This is a genomic window from Massilia norwichensis (assembly GCF_024753245.1).
Lineage (GTDB): Bacteria > Pseudomonadota > Gammaproteobacteria > Burkholderiales > Burkholderiaceae_D > Telluria > Telluria norwichensis.
In genome coordinates this window covers 80,475-97,718 of record NZ_JANUGX010000009.1, presented here as the reverse complement: position 1 = coordinate 97,718, position 17,244 = coordinate 80,475, and the positions used below count along the sequence as shown (strand labels likewise).

Here is a 17,244-nt window from a genome sequence, read left to right as displayed (position 1 = left end):
GGGCTCTGACCCCGGCTTATTCTGCTATGCTGTCCCCACACAGCGGCTGATTATCTTCGAGTATGACCTTGTCTCCCCCGGAATCCACCCACGCAAGCACCACCAAAGGCAGACCCGGCAGGCCTGCCAGCAAGCCGCACGAAGCCGAGCCGGCCCCTGCTCCAGGTGTCGCGTCGATTTCCCACCTCGCCAGCAAGTTGGGCGAATACCTCACGCCCGCTGAACTCAAGAAGGTCAAGGAAGCCTACCGCTTCTCCGACGAGATGCACCTCGGCCAGGTGCGCAAGTCGGGCGAACCCTATATCTCCCACCCGATCGCCGTCGCCGAGATCTGCGCCGACTGGAAGCTGGACGCCCAGGCCATCATGGCCGCGCTGCTGCACGACGTGATCGAGGACCAGGACGTCAAGAAGGAAGAGCTGCTGGAGCGCTTCGGCCCCCAGGTCGCGAACCTGGTCGACGGCCTGTCCAAGCTGGAGAAGATCGAATTCCAGAGCGTGGTCGAGGCCCAGGCCGAGAACTTCCGCAAGATGCTGCTGGCCATGGCATCGGACGTGCGCGTCATCCTGATCAAGCTGGCCGACCGCCTGCACAACATGCGCACGCTGGGCGTGATGGCGCCCGCCAAGAAGCGCCGCATCGCCGGCGAGACCATGGAAGTCTACGTGCCGATCGCGCACCGGCTCGGCCTGAACGACATCTACCGCGAGCTGCAGGACCTGTCGTTCTCGCACCTGTACCCGCTGCGCTACCAGACGCTGGCGAAAGCGATCAAGGCCGCGCGCGGCAACCGCCGCGAAGTGGTCAAGAAAATCCTCGACGCGGTCAAGAACCAGCTCGGCGTGGCAGGCATCCAGGCCGAAGTCTACGGCCGCGAAAAGACCCTGTTCGGCATCTATAAAAAGATGCGCAACAAGCGCCTGTCGTTCTCGCAGGTGCTGGACGTCTATGGCTTCCGCGTGGTGGTCGACACGGTCCCGAACTGTTACGTGGCGCTCGGCACCCTGCACGCCCTGTACAAGCCGATGCCCGGCAAGTTCAAGGACTACATCGCGATCCGCAAGATCAACGGCTACCAGTCGCTGCACACCACCCTGATCGGCCCCTACGGCACCCCGGTCGAATTCCAGATCCGCACCCAGGAAATGCACCGCACCGCGGAGAGCGGCGTGGCGGCGCACTGGCTGTACAAGACCGGCGACCAGAACATGTCGGACCTGCAGCAGCGCACCCACGCCTGGCTGCAGTCGCTGCTCGACATCCAGCAGCAGACCGGCGACTCGGCCGAGTTCCTCGAGCACGTCAAGGTCGACCTGTTCCCGGACTCGGTGTATGTGTTCACCCCGAAGTCGAAGATCATCGCCCTGCCGCGCGGCGCGACCCCGCTCGACTTCGCGTACTCGATCCACACCGGCATCGGCGACCATACCGTGTCGGTCAAGATCAACCACGAGCCGGCCCAGTTGCGCACCGAGCTGCGCAACGGCGACATCGTCGAGATCGAGACCGACCCGGATTCGCGCCCGAGCCCGACCTGGCTGTCGTTTGTCCGTACCGGCAAGGCGCGTTCCGCGATCCGCCACTACCTGCGCACCATCAACCTGAACGAATCGGTGGAACTGGGCCAGGAACTGCTGAGCCAGGCGCTGGCCCAGCTGGGCATCCGCGGCGAACTCTCGCCCTCCACCATCGACAAGCTGCTGGCCGAATCCTCGGCCAAGTCGATGGAAGAGCTGTACGCCGACATCGGCATCGGCAAGCGCATGCCGGCGCTGGTGGCGCGCCACATCTTCGGCATGATGGACGCGCCGGTCGACGCGGTGCCGGCCCAGCCGAGCAATTCGCCCGAACTGGATCCGGTCACGATCTACGGCAGCGAAGGCGTCTCGGTCCAGCTGGCGCCCTGCTGCCTGCCGATCCCGGGCGACCAGATCGTCGGCCAGCTGCGCCGCGACCAGGGCCTGGTGGTGCACACCGGCGACTGCTCGCAGGCCAAGCGCCTGCGCAACAAGGAGCCGGACCGCTGGATCGCGGTCCAGTGGGGCAATGAGCTGAACCGCCGCTTCGACTGCCGCATCCGCCTCCTGATCAACAACGAGAAGGGCATCCTGGCCCGCGTGGCCGCCGAGATCGGCGAGTCCGACGCCAACATCACCTACGTCGGCATGGACGAGGACGATGAACACATGATGACCCAGCTGCGCTTCACGATCCAGGTGAAGGACCGCGTGCACCTGGCCCACCTGATCCGCAACCTGCGGCGCGTGGCGGGCGTGAACCGGGTCGAGCGCGAGCGGACCTGACTCATCGTCGTTCCCGCCTGCGCGGGGACGACGACTAGGACACCGCAGCCGTATCGAACAGCGGATTCTGGATCAGCCCCAGCACATTCCCGAACGGGTCCTTCAGCTCCGCCACCCTGATCCCCTCCCCCACATCCTGGATCGCCTCGTGTTCCGTCGCACCAAGCCCGACGATGCGCGCGACCTCGGCCTCGATGTCGTCCACGCCCCAGTACACCACCGAGCCCGCAGTGCCCGGCGTCCCGTCCGGCACCAAACCCAGCTCGAAGCCGCCGATGGCGAAGCCGACGTAGAACGGCTGGTCGAAGTAAGGCGCGGTGCCGAAGGCCTCGGCAAACCAGGCCTTGGCCTGGTCGAGGTCCGGTACGGGGTACTTCACGGTGCGTAATCCCTTGATCATTTTTAGTCTCCTGACATCCCGGTAAAAGCCACATGATGCCATTTCGCCATGGCCGGGTATTGGAAAAATGGAAGCTCCGCTACAATGCTGGATCGGAGGACGACCTCCCCCATCCGGGAAAACATGCGGGACGGCCCGGCTTGAAGAGGGAGCCGTCATGGCCTGGATCCTGTTGCTTGTCGCCGGTCTGTTCGAAGTCGTATGGGCATATTCGATGAAACTGTCGAATGGTTTTACCCATCCCACCTATTCCATCGTTACCATCGTCACCATGACGGCAAGCTTCGGCTTGCTGTCCGTGGCAATGCGCACCCTGCCTTTAGGGACGGCGTATACCGTCTGGACCGGGATTGGCGCGATTGGCGCATTCATCGTCGGCATCGTCTTCCTGGGCGAGCAGATCGGCCCGATGCGAATTGGCGCCGCGGTCCTGATCGTCGGCGGGCTCGTGCTGATGAAGCTGTCCGCGCATTAGCCGGTCCCGGAAGCGGCCATGGATATTGCATCTCATGGCCGCCCCAAACCTTACTTCGCGCCGTTCACGTTAATGAAAGGGATCGCACCGCCCGCCACGCTGGGCAGTTTGCCATCCCATTTCTCGATGGCCTGGCGCTGGTTCTCCATCTCGCGCAGGCGGATCAGCTCCGGGGTCACCTGCTGGCGCTGGATCGCCAGCGATTCGGCTTCGGCCCGGGCCTGGGCCACACGCTGCTTGGCTTCCACTTCGATACGCAGCAGGTCGCGTTCGGCCTTCAGCTTCAGCTGCTCGGCCGTGGTCTTGGCTTCGATCGCTTCGTTGAAGGAGCGCGAGAAGTTGAAGTTCACGATCGAGAACTCGTCGACCACGATGCCGTGGCGTCCCAGGCGTTCGCGCAGCTGGACCATGATCTGGTCGCGCACGTCGGTGCGCTTGGCGATCAGTTCCTCGGCGGTGAAGCGCGCGGTGACGGCCTTCACGGCTTCCTGCACCGACGGGATGATGATGCGGGTGCCGGGCTCGTTGCCGAGGTCGCGGAACACCGTCATCGCCGCTTCCGGCTTGACGTGGTAGTTCAGCGCCACGCGGGTGTGCACGATCTGCAGGTCGCGCGAAGCGGCATCGCCGTCGCCTTCGCCCTTCTGGATCGAGACGTTGACCAGGTTGAGCTTCTGCGCCAGCGGGATGCGGAAGTGGATGCCTTCGCTGAGCACCTGGTCGCTCGGGCTGCCGAAGGTCGTCATCACGCCCCGGTGTCCGGACGGTACGGTGCCGAAAGGCGCGAGCGATACCACGACGATCGCTGCGATGACGATGCCGATGACCTTGAATGGCAACCTGTTCATTTGAATTCCTTTCCGATGAGTTAAGCCGCGTTATTGAACGGCCAACAAAGTGTATCTCGGAGGAATTAATAAAAACATCAGGAAATTCTGATGTGGATCTGCGGAAAATTCGAAACTTGTCAAAGTTGGCAGTCAAACCCTGTCGCCCAGGCTGCTCTTCAGCCAGTCGCGCCCGCGCCCATCCAGCGCCTTGTCGATGACCTCAGGCGGCAGGCTGTACACCGTGGCCCAGGTGGCACGGCCGTCGGCCGCGTTCGAGGGAAAGCTGGTGGTCTCGATCGGCCAGTGGTATTTGCGCTTCAGCGAGCGCACGATGGCGGCCAGGGTCACGCGGCCGCGCAGCGGCTCGGCGCCGGCCTGGTCGGCGCTGGACAGCAGGATCGCGAGGACTTGGCCGCGTCCTGTGCGCGGGCCGGGGAAGATCGGGGTTTTCTTGGGCATGCGTTTCGATGATGGTCATGGCGCCGGCACGCGGCCAAGCGCGAACGCCTGTGGCGTCTCGCCGGCGAACTGCCGGAATTCGTGGATCAGGTGCGACTGGTCATAATACCCGCACTCGCCTGCCAGGCCGGCCCAGTCGACCGGCGCTCCTTGCACTCCGCGCAGGGCGCTGCTGGCGCGGCGGAAGCGGCAGACCATCGCAAAGGTCTTGGCGTTCAGGCCCACGCGTTCGCGAAATTGCAGCGCCAGGTGCTGGCGCGAGACGCCCAGCGACTGCGCCAGTTCCTCGACGCGCAGCGCGCCACCCGAGCTTTCGATCAGCCCGACCGCCGCGCGCACCAGGCGCTCGCCGCGGTCCACTGCATGCCGCTGCAGGCGCGCCAGCAAGGCCCGTTCGATCGTCGCCAGGCGCTGCGCCAGGGTCTGCTCGCGTTCCCACAATGCGGCCGCCAGGGCCTCGGCCTCGTGCGGCGGCCACAGTTCGGTCAAGCCGGGATGGCCGTCCTGCAACAAATGCAGCGGCATGCCGAAAAAGGCGCGCGCCGCGCCGGGCAGGAAACGCACCGCCACCGTCAGCACGGGTTGCAGCACCTCGACCCGGTGCGGGCGCGACATCATGCCGGCCACGAAGCCGGCAGGCGCGCGGTCCTGCCACAGGATGTCGATGCAGTTATCCGGCAGCACACGGTGGCGCAGCGGCGCGCCGCCCGGCACGGCATGGCTGCTCCACAGGCAGGCGACCAGGCCGGCCAGACGCGGATGCGGCGGGAATTCCCGGTAGAGGTGCATCGCAGGCTAGCGCCTGTGCATGCCCAGCGCCAGGATGCTGTCGAAGGCGGCGCAGGCGCCGGCGCTGGCGTCAAGGATCTCCCGCGGGCTGCGCACGTGTTCGCGCAGCGCCTGCATGAAGGCGCGCCAGCGCGGGCCGGGGCCGGTGTCCGCCCCTTTCAGGTAACGCAGCGGATGCGGGGCCAGCCGCGCGTGCAGGCGTTGGTAGAGCACGGCGCCGCCCAGCTGCGATCCTTCGATCACGTAGCACACGCCCCAGCGCCAGGCGGGACTGACGTCACGCGGCCAGCCGGTCACGCCGGCCGCGCCGGAGGACGCTGGCGGCATGTCCTGCTCCGCCAGGTCCTGTTCGATCAGCGCCAGGCGGCCAGCCTGGTCGAACTGTGCGTCGCACTGCGGACCATCGTCGAAAGTGCGCAGCCAGGCCTGCAGCGGCGCCAGCCAGGCGCGCAGCATGCTCAGGTGCGCTGCGTAATCGCCCAGGGAAGCATCGGGCGCGCCGATCGGCAGCCCGCTGTCGAGTTCCTCATGGCGGCTGTGCGTGGCCGAGCGCAATGCGGCGAGCGCATCCGGCTCGCGCGCGGTCTCGGTAGGGTATTTCATGGCATCAGTCCGTGATCGGTTCGGGATAGTCGACGCTGAGGATTTCCAGCTCGTCCGTGCCCAGCGGGGTCTGCAGGGTGACGACCTCGCCCTCGCGCGCCTTGGTCAGCGCGCGCGCCACCGGCGAGATCCAGCTGATCTTGCCCTTCAGCGGATCGAGCTCGTCGATGCCGACGATGGTGACGGTGTGTTCCTCGCCCGCCTTGTTGAGATAGCTGACGGTGGCGCCGAAGAACACCTGGTCGTTGCCGTGATGGACCGACGGGTCGACCACGAAGGCCGAGTCCAGGCGCTTGGTGAGGAAGCGGATGCGGCGGTCGATTTCGCGCAGGCGCCGCTTGCCGTAGATATAGTCGCCGTTTTCCGAGCGGTCGCCGTTCGAGGCGGCCCAGTGCACCACGCGCACGACTTCCGGCCGGTCGACATCGATCAGCTGCAGCAGTTCGTCCTTGATGGCCTTGTGGCCGGCGGGGGTGATGTAGTTCTTGGAGCCGGCCGGAATCTGCTGCGCCAGCGCCGGGGTATCGTCATCGTCCTCGTTGTCGGACTCTTTTACAAAAGCCTTGTTCATGGCCTCATTGTAGCCTTAAGCGTACAAACATGATGCATGCGCGCCAACGCTGCGCCGGTGGGCCCCGGCATTTCCCGTATCATTCGGGCATGACACGAGCCATGACGAATGCCCGCAGCAGGCTGTTCGCGCCACTGGTGCACCTGGCCGCCCTGATCCTGCTGCTCGAAGAGTGGTGCTGGGACGCCGGTGCGCGCCTTGGCGCCGGCCTGGCACGCTGGCCGCTGCTGGCAGCGCTCGAAGCGCGCGTGCGCCTGCTGCCGCCCTGGGGCGCGCTGTGCCTGTTCGTGCTGCCCGGACTGATGCTGTTGCCGGTCAAGCTGCTGGCCCTGGTGGCGATCGCGCACGGCCACGCCGTGTCGGGCGTTGCCACCATCGTGATCGCCAAGCTGGGCGGGGCGGCGGTGGTGGCCCGGATTTACACGCTGACCCTGCCGACCCTGCTGGCGGTGGGCTGGTTCGCGCGCTGCCACGGCTGGTTCATGACGCTGAAAAACCACTGGGTCGGCCGGCTACGCGCCAGCCAGGCCTTCCTGCGGGCTCGGCAGATGCTGCAGGCTTCGCGGCGCAGGCTGCGCCAGTGGCGCATGCGCATTGCGCGCCGGCTGCGCGGCCGACGTGCCGCCGTGCCCTTCGGCAGCCGCCATGCCAGCCGCGCATCGCGGGTGCTGCGCCGCTTTGTCGTACTATGGCGCGCACGGCGCCGCTGAGGATGACACCATGACCGACAACGATACCAAGCTGGCCCCCGCGATGCAGGCCGCCACCACCGAGATCTACCTGCTCGACGCCGAGACCCTGCGCCTGGTCGACGTCAACCAGGCCGCGCGCCAGAACCTCGGCTACGGCCTGGAACAATTGTGCGGCATGACGCCGTTCGACCTGGCGCCCAGCCTGGACGCCGCCACGTTTGACACGCTGCTGGCCTCGCTGGGCCAGGAAATCGGCGCCCAGGTCAGCCTGTCCACGCGCTTCCTGCGCGCCGACGGCAGCCGCTATCCGATCAAGCTGTGTTTCCTGCGCATCGTGCGCGACGGCCGCTCGCTGTTCCTGGCGATCGGCGACGACCAGTCGCTCGCGCACGCCGCCAACGCCGCGCTGCAGGAATACCAGGCGCGCTTCAACGCCGTGGTCGACCACATGCCGGGCCTGGTCTACCAGTTCGTGCGGCATCCGGACGGCAGCACGGCCTTTCCCTACCTGAGCGAAGGCTGCGCCGCCCTGCTCGGCCTGTCGGTGAGCGAGCTGCAGCAGGACCCCGGACGCTTTCCGCAGCTGATCCTGCCGGAAGACCGGAAAAGCTACGGCGACACGATGCAGGCCTCGATCGCCTGCGCCTGCGCCTGGAACTGGGAAGGCCGGATCCGCATCGAGGACACCTGGAACGACGTCAAGTGGATCAACCTGCGCGCCACGCCGCTGCCCCTGGAGGACGGCGGCATGCAGTGGGACGGCATCATGACCAACATCACGGCCAGCAAACTGGAGCAGGAAGAAGCGAAGCGCTCGCGCGCGCGCCTGGCCGAGCTGACCGCGCACATCGAACAGGTCAAGGAGCAGGAGCGCACCCGCATCGCACGCGAGATCCACGACGACCTCGGCGGCAACCTCACGGCGATCAAGATGGCGCTGGCCATGCTGGCGGCGCGCCTGCCGGAGGAGCCCTCGCTGCATGAAAAGGCCGAGTACCTGGACAGCCTGGTCGACCGCACCATCGAGGCGGTGCACCGGATTTCGCTGGACCTGCGGCCGTCGACGCTGGACCTGGGCATCGTCGCCGCGCTGGAATGGCAGGCGCGCGAATTCGAGAAGCAGATGGGCATCGCCTGCACTTTCCGGACCGACGGCGCCGACGGCGAGGATTTCGAGGGCGAACTCGACCCCGACCATGCCAGCGCCCTGTTCCGCATCTTCCAGGAATCGCTGACGAATATCGCCAAGCATGCCGGCGCGACCCGGGTCAGCGTCACGCTGCGCCGCCAGCGCCAGCACCTGACCCTCACCATCTGCGATAATGGCCGCGGCCTCACCCCGGCCGACCGCCTCAAGCCGCACTCCTTCGGGTTGCGCGGCATGAGCGAGCGGGCCCGTGCGCTGGGCGGCACCCTGAACTTGTCGCCGGCGCCCGGAGGTGGCACGATGGTGATCGTCAAGATCAGGCTGCAATCCGAACCCACCCGAGCATGACAGAAAAAGCCAGCATCCGCGTTTTTATTGCCGACGACCACGCCATCGTGCGTGCCGGCCTGAAACAGATCCTCGCCGAGGAACGCGACATCTCCGTCGTCGGCGAAGCCGAAACCGGCCTGGACGCCATCAAGCTGTTCCGCAAGTCGCGCTGCAACGTGCTCCTGCTCGACATCTCCCTGCCCGACCGCAACGGCATCGAAGTGCTCAAGCAGATCAAGGACGACAAGCCGGAGCTGGCCGTGCTGATGCTGTCGATGCACAGGGAGGACCAGTACGCGATCCGCTCGCTGAAGGCGGGCGCCTCCGGCTACCTGACCAAGCAGAGCGCGCCGCGCGAGCTGGTCAGCGCGATCCGCCTGGTGGCCGGCGGCCAGCGCTATGTGAGCGCCCAGCTGGCCCAGGTGCTGGCGGCCCAGCTCGGCGAAGACCACGAGAAGCCGGTCCACGACACCCTGTCGGACCGCGAATACCAGACGCTCATGATGATCGCCTCCGGCAAGACGGTCAGCGAGATCGCCAGGGAACTGTCGCTGTCGGTCAAGACCATCAGCGAATACCGTTCACGGCTGTTGTCGAAGATGAAGCTGAAGACCAGCGCGGAGCTGACCCACTACGCCATCCGCAACCAGCTTGTGGATTGACGCGGGCGCCCACGAAGGCGCCGCTCGGATTGGCATGAGCGGTTCAGGAGCACTTCCGGTGACCGTGCCAGCGCCAGGCACCCGATGGCTCTCGGACCAGAGTGACGATGCCGCGGACTTTCGTGGACGCGCAAAGATACTGCGCAGTCAGTACGCCTTGTCTCGTCCATTGAGGATGTTCGAACGTGGATACCACTGTTTCGATACCATTTATTTTGGCGATCGTTCCCGCATAGCCTTTCCACTGAAGCTTTCCAGTCGTATCGTAGACGGCCCAGTTTTCGCCATCCACGCCGTCCTCCTGTTCGATCGCCAGGAACTCCTTGGCATCTGGCGAAAACAAGGCGGTATGTCCGGCACGCAGCCGTTTTCCGGTCTCATCCAACAAAAGGGCCCCGGAAAACAGTCCCTTGTCTGACTTCCGGATCAAATGGGCCTTTGCCCTGGAATCATAGCCGCAGTAGCGCCAGTGTATGCCGCCCATACCTCCCTCATCATGCGGTGGCTTGTCGACAAATTTCTGACGGCCTTTTTGCGAAGTAACCTCCAATACATGCTCTCCCACACGGTGCGCTCCTCTCGGCGCTTCTTCCAACGCCGTGCGTTCCACCTTTTCGGTCTCGCATGAAAGGAGAATGGGAGCATCCTTCGCCAGCACGGCGGTTCCGGCAAAGACAAGCGTCGCACACAAGAGCGTGCGGCTAAGGGCGGTAAATGACATAGGCTGGAGTCTCCTTGCGATATTCCTGGCCAGGCCAGAATCCGTTCCGCTGCACGAAATCGGATATCCAGTTCCTTCCGTCAAAGCCCTGGATATGGCCGCTCTTTCGATGTGAAGTTGCCTGAATCACTGCAACGTCGCCTTTCATTGGCTTGAAAGTCGAGAGGCTCTTCACCTTTACCAGTTTGAAGCCGGCACGCAACAATGACGGCCCCCAGTCCTTGGCATGTACCGGCCAGGAGGCCGGCTCGTACCCGCCAGCTGCAAGCGCTTGTCGTACGAAGTAGGCACATCGCCCGTTACCGTAACCTGTCTGATCCGCATTGTTGCGCAGGTGTTCAGTGAATTTATCTACGTTGACAGCGGCCATGCCGGCACCTATGCGACAACCTTGTTCGTCGACAGGTCCCAACCTCCCGCAGTGCTGCCGCCCGCGCCGCCGGTGATCTTCTGTTGGGTGTACTTCCATGTCACCCTGGCGAATTTTAAAGACAGGTGCTCTTGCATACCGTGCCCAGGCCTGATTCCTGGCTTCACTGAACTGATCAGTACATGCTCCAACGCCATTTCGAAGTACTTGACCCGTTCGCCATTGCCGTCGGCTCGAAAGAACTCGAATTTTGCCTTCGGAATAGTTTTACCCATCGCACAATGCTGTAAAAGAAGAGGCGTAGACAGATCAGTGAGCTTTGCAATCAGGATCTCGTCGAATTCCGCCCGTGCAGTCGTATGTCCACCGGCGGTGGAAGCCACCGGACTACGCGGCTGATCGACCCCGAAGTCCACGTCCAGGCATTCAATCCAGTCCCTGTGCCTGTCGTCCATCGACTCGCCTTTAATGCCCTCGATTTGCAGATATGCGTCGATCGCCATGATCTTGTATCTCCTGGTGGGTGGACAAAAACAACTTGCTATTCTTGACTTTCCCACACTGCGGAGATTAACCGCACTCAATGCTACCGATGAGTCCTCTCAACAGAGCACCAAATTTTCCTAAGAGACACGAGGACCGTTCTGCCCTCGGTACGGCTTTGTTGAGCAAATCGAGCAAAGGCCGAGCTGACGCTATTTGTAGTTCGTTTTATAACACTGGGACCGTAACCGGGGTACCCAGCCGAGTGAAACGGTTCAGCACGGCAGCCCGCACTTGCAGCTCGGCGACTTGACGATCGAAGTCGCGTGCCATGACGCGTTCACCCAGCAGCCTGAAGCAGCGCATCTTGGTTTCAACAAGGCTGCGCCGGTGGTAGCCGCTCCATCTCTTCCATATTGCCCGTCCCACCCTTTTTGTCGTCCGCAGGATGTCGTTACGTGCATCGGCGCCACAGCGGTTTGCCTTCCAAGGCTTGGCGTTCTTACGGGTCGGGATGATGGCATGCGCGGCGCGCAACGCGATGGCTTCATGACAGTCCTTCGTGTCGTAGGCGCCATCGCCACTGACGCTGGCAATCTTCTCGTCAGCAGGAATCTGGCCCAGCAGCGCTGGCAGGACAGGTGCGTCGCCGATACTGTTGTCGGTTACTTCCATGGCCCGGATCTCGAGCGTGGAAGCGTCGATCCCGAGATGCACCTTGCGCCATTGGCGGCGGTAATCGGCGCCGTGCTTCTTCGTCTTCCACTCGCCTTCGCCCAGCATCTTGATGCCCGTACTGTCCACCAGCAGATGCAAGCCTGTCGTGGTCGGCATGGCGCCGATGGCCACCTGCAGCGTCTTTTGCCGCCGGCTGACCGTGCTGTAGTCCGGCACCGGCCAGTCGAGCCCAGCCAGATGCAGCAGGCTTTGCGTCATCCCCATGGCCTGGCGTAGTGGTAGATTGAACAGGCACTTGATGCTCAGGCAGAACTGGATCGCCTCGTCGCTGAACGTCTGGCTGCGCCCACGCTTGCCGCTCGGCTGACCATGCCAGGTCATCGTCGGATCAAGCCAGATGAGCAGCGATCCACGCGCCTTGAGGGCTTCGTTGTACGTCTTCCAGTTGGTCGTGCGGTATTTCTGTGGAGCTGGTTTCATCCCGTTCAGGCTACCAGACCTACGCGTTCCACGCTGGGCCGAGCCTGATTTACGCAACAAAGCCCCTCGGTACAGTCCGCATAACTAAGCGGTATTCCAGTGTTTTTTCGACCGATCGAAATCAAAAAACAAGGCTAGTATTGCGATAATAACTATTCCAAGTAGCAACGTCCGAAATGCCCAGCTCCCCCCAGAACCCGGCCGAAATCGCCCGGGAAGCCTTTCGCCGCCTGGCGACGCGGCGCATTGCGCCGACGCCCGACGCCTACCGCGAGATCTATGACGAGATCGCCGGCGTGGCCGCGCCCCCGGCGTCCCCCGCCGCCCCGGCTCCCGAGCCCGACCCGGGTGCGGAAAACGTGCTGTCCGGCTTCGCCTACCGCCTGGCCGATACGCCCGGCGAACTGGCAGAGTTCGGTGCGCGCCTGAACCGCGCGGTCAGGCAGCGCGACTGGGACGGCTATGCGCGCATGCTGTCGCAGCTGGCCGAGAAGCACCTGCGCCGCCACACCCATCCGGTGATGGCGCTGGGCGTCGAGGATGCCGAAGCGAAGCTCATGCGCGACCTGCTCAGCCGCACCCTGAGCTTCGCGGTGGCCGCCCTGCTGCCGGCAGCGTCGCCGCTGGCCGTCGAGGCCGAATCGCTGGGCGCCGCCGTCAAGACCGCGCACGACGAAGCGGCGCTGCAGGAAATCGGGGGGCGCCTGAAGGAACTCTGCTACCAGATCGAACTGAAGAGCGGCGACACCGGCGAACTGCAGGAGCTGCTGCTGCGCCTGTTCAAGCTGCTGCTGGAAAACGTCAGCGGGCTGCTGGACGACGACAGCTGGATGCGCGGCCAGATCGCCGCCGTCCAGGACCTGATCGCCGGCCCGCTCGATGCGCGCGCACTCGAAGACGCGACGCGCAGCCTGAAGGATGTCATCTACAGGCAGGGTCAGCTGAAACATGGCATCGCCGATGTCAAGTCGACCATGAAGAACATGATGATGACCTTCATCGACCGCCTCGGCTCGATGGCTGCCTCGACCGGCAATTACCAGGAAAAGATCGGCGGCTTCTCGGAGCGCATCCGCGCCGCCGCCAACATCGAGGAACTGAACGTGGTGCTGGAAGAAGTGCTGCGCGAAACCCGCGCGGTGCAGGCCGACGCCCTCGCCTCGCGCGACCGCATGGTCGCCGCGCACCAGGAAGTACAGGAAGCCGAGGCGCGCATCCGGGAGCTGGAAGCGAAGCTGCTGCACATGAGCGAGCTGGTGCGCGAAGACCAGCTGACGGGCAGCCTGAACCGGCGCGGCCTGGACGACGTGTTCGAGCGCGAAAGCGCGCGCGCCGACCGCCGCGGCACGCCGCTGTGCATCGCCCTGCTCGACCTCGACAATTTCAAGAAGCTCAACGATACCTACGGCCACCTGGCCGGCGACCGCGCCCTGCGCCACCTGGTCAAGGTGGTCAAGGACACGCTGCGCTCGATGGACGTGATCGCCCGCTTCGGCGGCGAGGAATTCCTGATCCTGCTGCCCGAGACGAACGTGGAGGCCGCCGCCGCGGCAATGGTGCGGGTCCAGCGCGAGCTGACCCGGCACTTCTTCCTGCACGATAACGAGAAGATGCTGATCACCTTCTCCTGCGGGGTGGCGCTGCGCCACCAGAACGAGGAGCAGGCTTCCCTGATGGCGCGCGCCGACCAGGCGATGTACCGGGCCAAGACGAGTGGCAAGAACCGGGTGGTGATCGCGGACTGAGGCGCGGCGGGCCGCGCCCCCCTACGATGCCTGCGCGAGCCCGCGATAATGGGCTGCGCGCTCGCTGTCTCCCATGCCCTCGTACAGCACGGCCAGGTTGTGCGCCGCCAGGTGGCTGCCGCGGCCCGTCACCGAACCGTCGAGCTCCGGCTGGTCGCCGATCTCCAGGCAACGCAGGAAGCTGGCCTCGACCATCGGCAGCAACTCGCCCGCCGCGGGCGGGTTGCTGGCGGCCCAGTCCAGCAGCAGGTCGCCCAGGGCAAAATAATAATCCGGCGAATCCTGCCAGTTCGCCATTTCGGCGTCCGCCAGGTGGATCGCCTCTTCGTGCAGTTGGGCCTTCTTCAAGGTAAAGATGGCGCGCACCACCAGGTCGTGGCGGAAGGCGGCACTCTGGTCCGCCAGCGCGAGCGCCTGGCGATAAAAAGGCACGGCCTGCTCGAATTCGCCACCGATCTCATGATTCTTGCCTAGCTGGTAGAGCAGATAGGCGTCCTGCGGGCTGTCCTCGAGCGCGCGCAGCAGCAGGGCCTGGTTGCGGCCGCGCTTGCGCGCCGCGTCCGCCTGGCGGTAGCCGTCATGGTGCACCGGCAACGCCAGGCGCCGGCGCGGCAGGCTTGATACCGGCTGTTCGTGGATCCGTCCGGCATAGCGCACCGCGCGCGGCAACATGCGTGCGATCCACGACGTGGCGCGCTCCACCCGGCCCTGCAGGTCGAATTCGCTGGCGATCGGCAGCAGACCGATCAGTGCCGGCCCGGCCAGCACGTCCGCGATCGACTCCCTGTCGGCCGCGGCAAGCCATTCGTCGGCATCGAGCACCAGGTTCCAGTCGCAGGATGCGAGCTCGAGCGCGGCGTTGCGCGCCGCCGCGAAATCGTCGCACCAGGCAAACCGGTGCACCTGCGCGCCGTGTTCGCGCGCGATGTCCGCGGTGGCGTCGCTCGACCCGGTGTCGAGCACGACGATCTCGTCGACCAGTCCGCGCGCCGATGCCAGGCAACGCCCGATGCGAGCAGCTTCGTCGCGGGCGATCACCACCAGTGCCAGTTGATTCATTCACATCCTCCCGTGCGGCCCGCATCGTCATCACGGGCATAAAAAAAAATTTCGTTCCCACTATAAACTTTTTCCGTGGCTTACCGTTACCCATTTCAACAACGGTTTGAATGCCCCGGAACAGCGAGGCAGGCCAATGTGACCAGCGGCACGTCGCCCACCTTCGAAAAGCAAGTTTGGAGAAACAAATGTCCAACGTCATCAATACCAACATTTCCTCGCTCAACGCACAGCGCAACCTGGCCAGCTCGCAGTCGTCGCTCGCGACCTCGCTGCAGCGCCTGTCGACCGGTCTGCGCATCAACAGCGCCAAGGACGACGCCGCCGGCCAGGCGATCTCGACCCGCATGACTGCGCAGATCAGCGGCATGCAGCAAGCGACCCGCAACGCCAATGACGGTATTTCGATGTCGCAGACCGCCGAAGGCGCGATGGGCTCGATCAACGACATCCTGCTGCGCATGCGCGACCTGTCGGTGCAGGCCTCGAACGGCACCAACGGCACCGAAGAGCGCGCCACGATCCAGAACGAAGTCGATCAGCTGTACCAGGAAATCGACCGCATCTCCGGCGATTCCAACTTCAACGGCATCAAGCTGCTGGACGGCTCGGCCAAGAACACCAGCTTCCAGGTGGGCGCGAATGCGGGCCAGACCATTTCGTTCTCGATCGGGGAAGTGTCGACCAAGTCGCTGAAGCTGAGCGGCAGCGCCGCCGCCTCGGGCGACGTCAGCAGCGGCCGCATCAAGGCTGACGGCCTGGATACGCTCAGCAACGCGTCGCTGAGCATCAACGGCACCGCGATCAAGTTCGACGCCAAGGATGTGGGCACCGACGACAAGCGATCGGCATCGGAAGTCGTCAAGGCCATCAACAACAGCAGCGCCACGACCGGCGTGACCGCGTCCGCCAGCAACGTCGTCAAGGGCGATGCGGCCGGCACCGGCGTGCTGGCAGCGGGCGACCTGAAAATCACCGTCCAGAACGCCGATGGCACTGCGGGCGACGAGATCAGCATCGCCGCCTCGAAGAACATGGACGAGCTGGTCGCGAACATCAACGCCCAGGTGGGCGGCATCACCGCGGCGCTCGACGACAAGGGCGTGCTCACGCTGTCGAACGATACCGGTGCGGCGATCACGATCAAGGCCAAGGACGCCGACGTGGCAAGGGCTGCCGGCCTGGACAGCGCGACCGCAGCTTTGGACAAGGACGACAAGCTTGTTGGAGCAACCTACAACGGCTACATCAGCCTGGCCGGCCAGAATGGCGCGGAAATCAAGCTGGGCGGCGAAGATCTGGCGAAACTTGGTTTTAACGCCAGCACGGGCAGCGGCAAGCTCTCGGGTTCGGCCGCTATCGTTGACCAAGCTACCGATGCCGATACGGCGATCGGTGCGCTGAACACTGCCTCCGGCAAGATTGCGAGCACCGACAAAGTCAAGATCAACGGTGTTGAGCTGAACCAGGACGCGTTCAACGATGCGCTCACCGCGGGGGAAAAAGCGCAGGCCATCAATAGCCTGACGGCCCAGACCGGTGTGAAAGCAACGGCGACCACCGAGGCCTTTGTCGACCTGTCGAACGTTGGAGATGGCGATAAATATGCCATCAATGGCAAGACTTATACGTTGCACACTGACGACGCTCCCGGTGCAAACGCTAAGACGGCCGAGCAAAAACTGGTCGATCAAATTCAAACCGCCTTTGCGGTTGGCACCAGCGGCGGCGTGAACGCCGAAATCGACGCCAAGTCGGGCAAGGCGCGCCTGTTCTCCAGCACCGGCCAGGATATCGTGATCGGCGGCGATCCGGCTCCTCTCGCTGCTATTGACGCTGGCGCTGATCCTGCGACGATAACAGCGAACGCTGGCACGATCAGCATTTCGACCGCTGCAGACTCCGCAGGGAAAGTCCTCAATACCGCGACGCCTGATGCGACCGACCCGGCTGCTAACCCGGCTGCGCCCAATGCTGGTGCCATCGCCATCCGCGGCAAGATCAGCCTGACCAGCGAAAGCGGCGGCCCGATCAAGCTGGAAGACGGCACCGACGGCGCCGGCCTGGCTAAGCTCGGCCTGGTCGAACAAGGCGGCAGCGCCGACCCGATCCTGGGCGGCAAGCTGGACGTCTCGACCGCCAAGGGCGCCCAGGACGCCATCGGCCGCATCGACAAGGCGATCGCCTACGTCGCCGAACAGCGTTCGAACATGGGTGCGGTGCAGAACCGCCTGAGCTCGACGATCTCGAACCTGGCCACCGCCACCGAGAACGCCAGCTCGGCGCGCAGCCGGATCCAGGACGCCGACTTCGCCACGGAAACGGCCAACATGACCCGCGGCCAGATCCTGCAACAGGCCGGCACCGCGATGCTGGCCCAGGCCAACTCGCTGCCGAACGGCGTGCTGTCGCTGCTGCGCGGTTGATCCGCAGGTAAACGCGCCTGA

The 17,244-nt window shown here is 64.5% G+C and carries 18 protein-coding genes; 7 read left to right on the top strand and 11 right to left on the bottom strand.

Annotation, left to right across the window (positions count from 1 at the left end; genetic code table 11):
• The first annotated feature begins 62 nt into the window (after positions 1-62).
• Positions 63-2,303: a RelA/SpoT family protein gene (locus NX782_RS09780; protein WP_258845260.1), complete on the top strand. Its 2,241-nt coding sequence runs from the start codon at positions 63-65 to the stop codon at positions 2,301-2,303.
• A 34-nt stretch (positions 2,304-2,337) separates the two neighbouring features.
• On the opposite strand, the gene NX782_RS09775 is transcribed toward NX782_RS09780, so the two are convergent.
• A complete protein-coding gene (locus NX782_RS09775; protein WP_258845259.1) occupies positions 2,338-2,703 on the bottom strand; it encodes a VOC family protein in 366 nt (121 codons plus the stop codon).
• Positions 2,704-2,860: 157 nt separating this feature from the next.
• Between NX782_RS09775 and NX782_RS09770 the strand changes: the two genes are divergently transcribed.
• Positions 2,861-3,178: a DMT family transporter gene (locus NX782_RS09770; protein ID WP_258845258.1), complete on the top strand. Its 318-nt coding sequence runs from the start codon at positions 2,861-2,863 to the stop codon at positions 3,176-3,178.
• A gap of 50 nt (positions 3,179-3,228) precedes the next feature.
• Here the strand turns inward: NX782_RS09770 and NX782_RS09765 are convergent, their stop codons facing one another.
• The 5 genes from NX782_RS09765 to greB all read right to left on the bottom strand — a co-directional run bounded on the left by NX782_RS09765 (position 3,229) and on the right by greB (position 6,430).
• Entirely contained in the window at positions 3,229-4,026 is a 798-nt protein-coding gene (locus NX782_RS09765) for a prohibitin family protein (protein ID WP_258845257.1), read from the bottom strand.
• A gap of 132 nt (positions 4,027-4,158) precedes the next feature.
• A complete protein-coding gene (locus tag NX782_RS09760) occupies positions 4,159-4,467 on the bottom strand; it encodes a hypothetical protein (RefSeq protein WP_258845256.1) in 309 nt (102 codons plus the stop codon).
• A gap of 15 nt (positions 4,468-4,482) precedes the next feature.
• Positions 4,483-5,256: a helix-turn-helix domain-containing protein gene (locus tag NX782_RS09755; RefSeq protein WP_258845255.1), complete on the bottom strand. Its 774-nt coding sequence runs from the start codon at positions 5,254-5,256 to the stop codon at positions 4,483-4,485.
• Positions 5,257-5,262: 6 nt separating this feature from the next.
• Positions 5,263-5,859 (bottom strand): biliverdin-producing heme oxygenase, encoded by a 597-nt coding sequence (locus NX782_RS09750; protein WP_258845254.1) that lies wholly within the window; start codon positions 5,857-5,859, stop codon positions 5,263-5,265.
• Positions 5,860-5,863: 4 nt separating this feature from the next.
• A complete protein-coding gene (greB, locus tag NX782_RS09745) occupies positions 5,864-6,430 on the bottom strand; it encodes a transcription elongation factor GreB (protein ID WP_258845253.1) in 567 nt (188 codons plus the stop codon).
• A gap of 101 nt (positions 6,431-6,531) precedes the next feature.
• On the opposite strand from greB, the gene NX782_RS09740 reads away from it, so the two are divergent.
• The 3 genes from NX782_RS09740 to NX782_RS09730 are packed head-to-tail and all read left to right on the top strand — an operon-like array spanning position 6,532 to position 9,261.
• Positions 6,532-7,140: a hypothetical protein gene (locus tag NX782_RS09740; RefSeq protein ID WP_258845252.1), complete on the top strand. Its 609-nt coding sequence runs from the start codon at positions 6,532-6,534 to the stop codon at positions 7,138-7,140.
• A 10-nt stretch (positions 7,141-7,150) separates the two neighbouring features.
• Positions 7,151-8,617: a PAS domain-containing sensor histidine kinase gene (locus NX782_RS09735; RefSeq protein WP_258845251.1), complete on the top strand. Its 1,467-nt coding sequence runs from the start codon at positions 7,151-7,153 to the stop codon at positions 8,615-8,617.
• Positions 8,614-9,261 (top strand): response regulator, encoded by a 648-nt coding sequence (locus NX782_RS09730; protein WP_258845250.1) that lies wholly within the window; start codon positions 8,614-8,616, stop codon positions 9,259-9,261. The genes NX782_RS09735 and NX782_RS09730 overlap by 4 nt, the downstream gene beginning before the upstream one ends.
• 43 nt (positions 9,262-9,304) lie before the next feature.
• Here NX782_RS09730 and NX782_RS09725 read toward each other — a convergent pair whose 3' ends face one another.
• The 4 genes from NX782_RS09725 to NX782_RS09710 form a co-directional block, all read right to left on the bottom strand.
• The gene (locus NX782_RS09725) at positions 9,305-9,982 is read right to left on the bottom strand and encodes a hypothetical protein (RefSeq protein ID WP_258845249.1); all 678 of its coding nucleotides are present in this window, start codon (positions 9,980-9,982) and stop codon (positions 9,305-9,307) included.
• Positions 9,963-10,352 carry a CHAP domain-containing protein gene (locus tag NX782_RS09720; RefSeq protein WP_258845248.1) on the bottom strand — a complete coding sequence of 130 codons (390 nt, stop codon included), beginning with the start codon at positions 10,350-10,352 and terminating at the stop codon, positions 9,963-9,965. Before NX782_RS09720 ends, NX782_RS09725 begins: the two co-directional genes overlap by 20 nt.
• Before the next feature lie 8 nt (positions 10,353-10,360).
• The gene (locus NX782_RS09715) at positions 10,361-10,855 is read right to left on the bottom strand and encodes an Hcp family type VI secretion system effector (protein WP_258845247.1); all 495 of its coding nucleotides are present in this window, start codon (positions 10,853-10,855) and stop codon (positions 10,361-10,363) included.
• Between the two features lie 208 nt (positions 10,856-11,063).
• Positions 11,064-11,993: an IS5 family transposase gene (locus NX782_RS09710; protein ID WP_258845246.1), complete on the bottom strand. Its 930-nt coding sequence runs from the start codon at positions 11,991-11,993 to the stop codon at positions 11,064-11,066.
• A 176-nt stretch (positions 11,994-12,169) separates the two neighbouring features.
• Here NX782_RS09710 and NX782_RS09705 point away from each other — a divergent pair, with 176 nt between their 5' ends.
• Complete coding sequence (locus tag NX782_RS09705) at positions 12,170-13,738, top strand: GGDEF domain-containing protein (RefSeq protein ID WP_258845245.1); 1,569 nt, start codon at positions 12,170-12,172, stop codon at positions 13,736-13,738.
• A gap of 21 nt (positions 13,739-13,759) precedes the next feature.
• Here NX782_RS09705 and NX782_RS09700 read toward each other — a convergent pair whose 3' ends face one another.
• On the bottom strand, positions 13,760-14,797 hold the full coding sequence (locus NX782_RS09700; RefSeq protein WP_258845244.1) for a glycosyltransferase family 2 protein: 1,038 nt from the start codon (positions 14,795-14,797) through the stop codon (positions 13,760-13,762).
• A gap of 188 nt (positions 14,798-14,985) precedes the next feature.
• Between NX782_RS09700 and NX782_RS26380 the strand changes: the two genes are divergently transcribed.
• The gene (locus NX782_RS26380; RefSeq protein ID WP_308632894.1) at positions 14,986-17,223 is read left to right on the top strand and encodes a flagellin N-terminal helical domain-containing protein; all 2,238 of its coding nucleotides are present in this window, start codon (positions 14,986-14,988) and stop codon (positions 17,221-17,223) included.
• Positions 17,224-17,244 lie beyond the last annotated feature (21 nt).

Bases quoted from the DNA above. Each gene is read 5' to 3' on its own strand.
- NX782_RS09755 (WP_258845255.1), bottom strand. From the start codon at position 5,256: ATGCACCTCTACCGGGAATTCCCGCCGCATCCGCGTCTGGCCGGCCTG.
- greB (WP_258845253.1), bottom strand. From the start codon at position 6,430: ATGAACAAGGCTTTTGTAAAAGAGTCCGACAACGAGGACGATGACGAT.
- NX782_RS09740 (WP_258845252.1), top strand. From the start codon at position 6,532: ATGACGAATGCCCGCAGCAGGCTGTTCGCGCCACTGGTGCACCTGGCC.
- NX782_RS09770 (WP_258845258.1), top strand. From the start codon at position 2,861: ATGGCCTGGATCCTGTTGCTTGTCGCCGGTCTGTTCGAAGTCGTATGG.
- NX782_RS09765 (WP_258845257.1), bottom strand. From the start codon at position 4,026: ATGAACAGGTTGCCATTCAAGGTCATCGGCATCGTCATCGCAGCGATC.
- NX782_RS26380 (WP_308632894.1), top strand. From the start codon at position 14,986: ATGTCCAACGTCATCAATACCAACATTTCCTCGCTCAACGCACAGCGC.
- NX782_RS09760 (WP_258845256.1), bottom strand. From the start codon at position 4,467: ATGCCCAAGAAAACCCCGATCTTCCCCGGCCCGCGCACAGGACGCGGC.
- NX782_RS09720 (WP_258845248.1), bottom strand. From the start codon at position 10,352: ATGGCCGCTGTCAACGTAGATAAATTCACTGAACACCTGCGCAACAAT.
- NX782_RS09780 (WP_258845260.1), top strand. From the start codon at position 63: ATGACCTTGTCTCCCCCGGAATCCACCCACGCAAGCACCACCAAAGGC.
- NX782_RS09750 (WP_258845254.1), bottom strand. From the start codon at position 5,859: ATGAAATACCCTACCGAGACCGCGCGCGAGCCGGATGCGCTCGCCGCA.
- NX782_RS09725 (WP_258845249.1), bottom strand. From the start codon at position 9,982: ATGTCATTTACCGCCCTTAGCCGCACGCTCTTGTGTGCGACGCTTGTC.
- NX782_RS09775 (WP_258845259.1), bottom strand. From the start codon at position 2,703: ATGATCAAGGGATTACGCACCGTGAAGTACCCCGTACCGGACCTCGAC.
- NX782_RS09735 (WP_258845251.1), top strand. From the start codon at position 7,151: ATGACCGACAACGATACCAAGCTGGCCCCCGCGATGCAGGCCGCCACC.
- NX782_RS09730 (WP_258845250.1), top strand. From the start codon at position 8,614: ATGACAGAAAAAGCCAGCATCCGCGTTTTTATTGCCGACGACCACGCC.
- NX782_RS09705 (WP_258845245.1), top strand. From the start codon at position 12,170: ATGCCCAGCTCCCCCCAGAACCCGGCCGAAATCGCCCGGGAAGCCTTT.
- NX782_RS09715 (WP_258845247.1), bottom strand. From the start codon at position 10,855: ATGGCGATCGACGCATATCTGCAAATCGAGGGCATTAAAGGCGAGTCG.
- NX782_RS09700 (WP_258845244.1), bottom strand. From the start codon at position 14,797: ATGAATCAACTGGCACTGGTGGTGATCGCCCGCGACGAAGCTGCTCGC.
- NX782_RS09710 (WP_258845246.1), bottom strand. From the start codon at position 11,993: ATGAAACCAGCTCCACAGAAATACCGCACGACCAACTGGAAGACGTAC.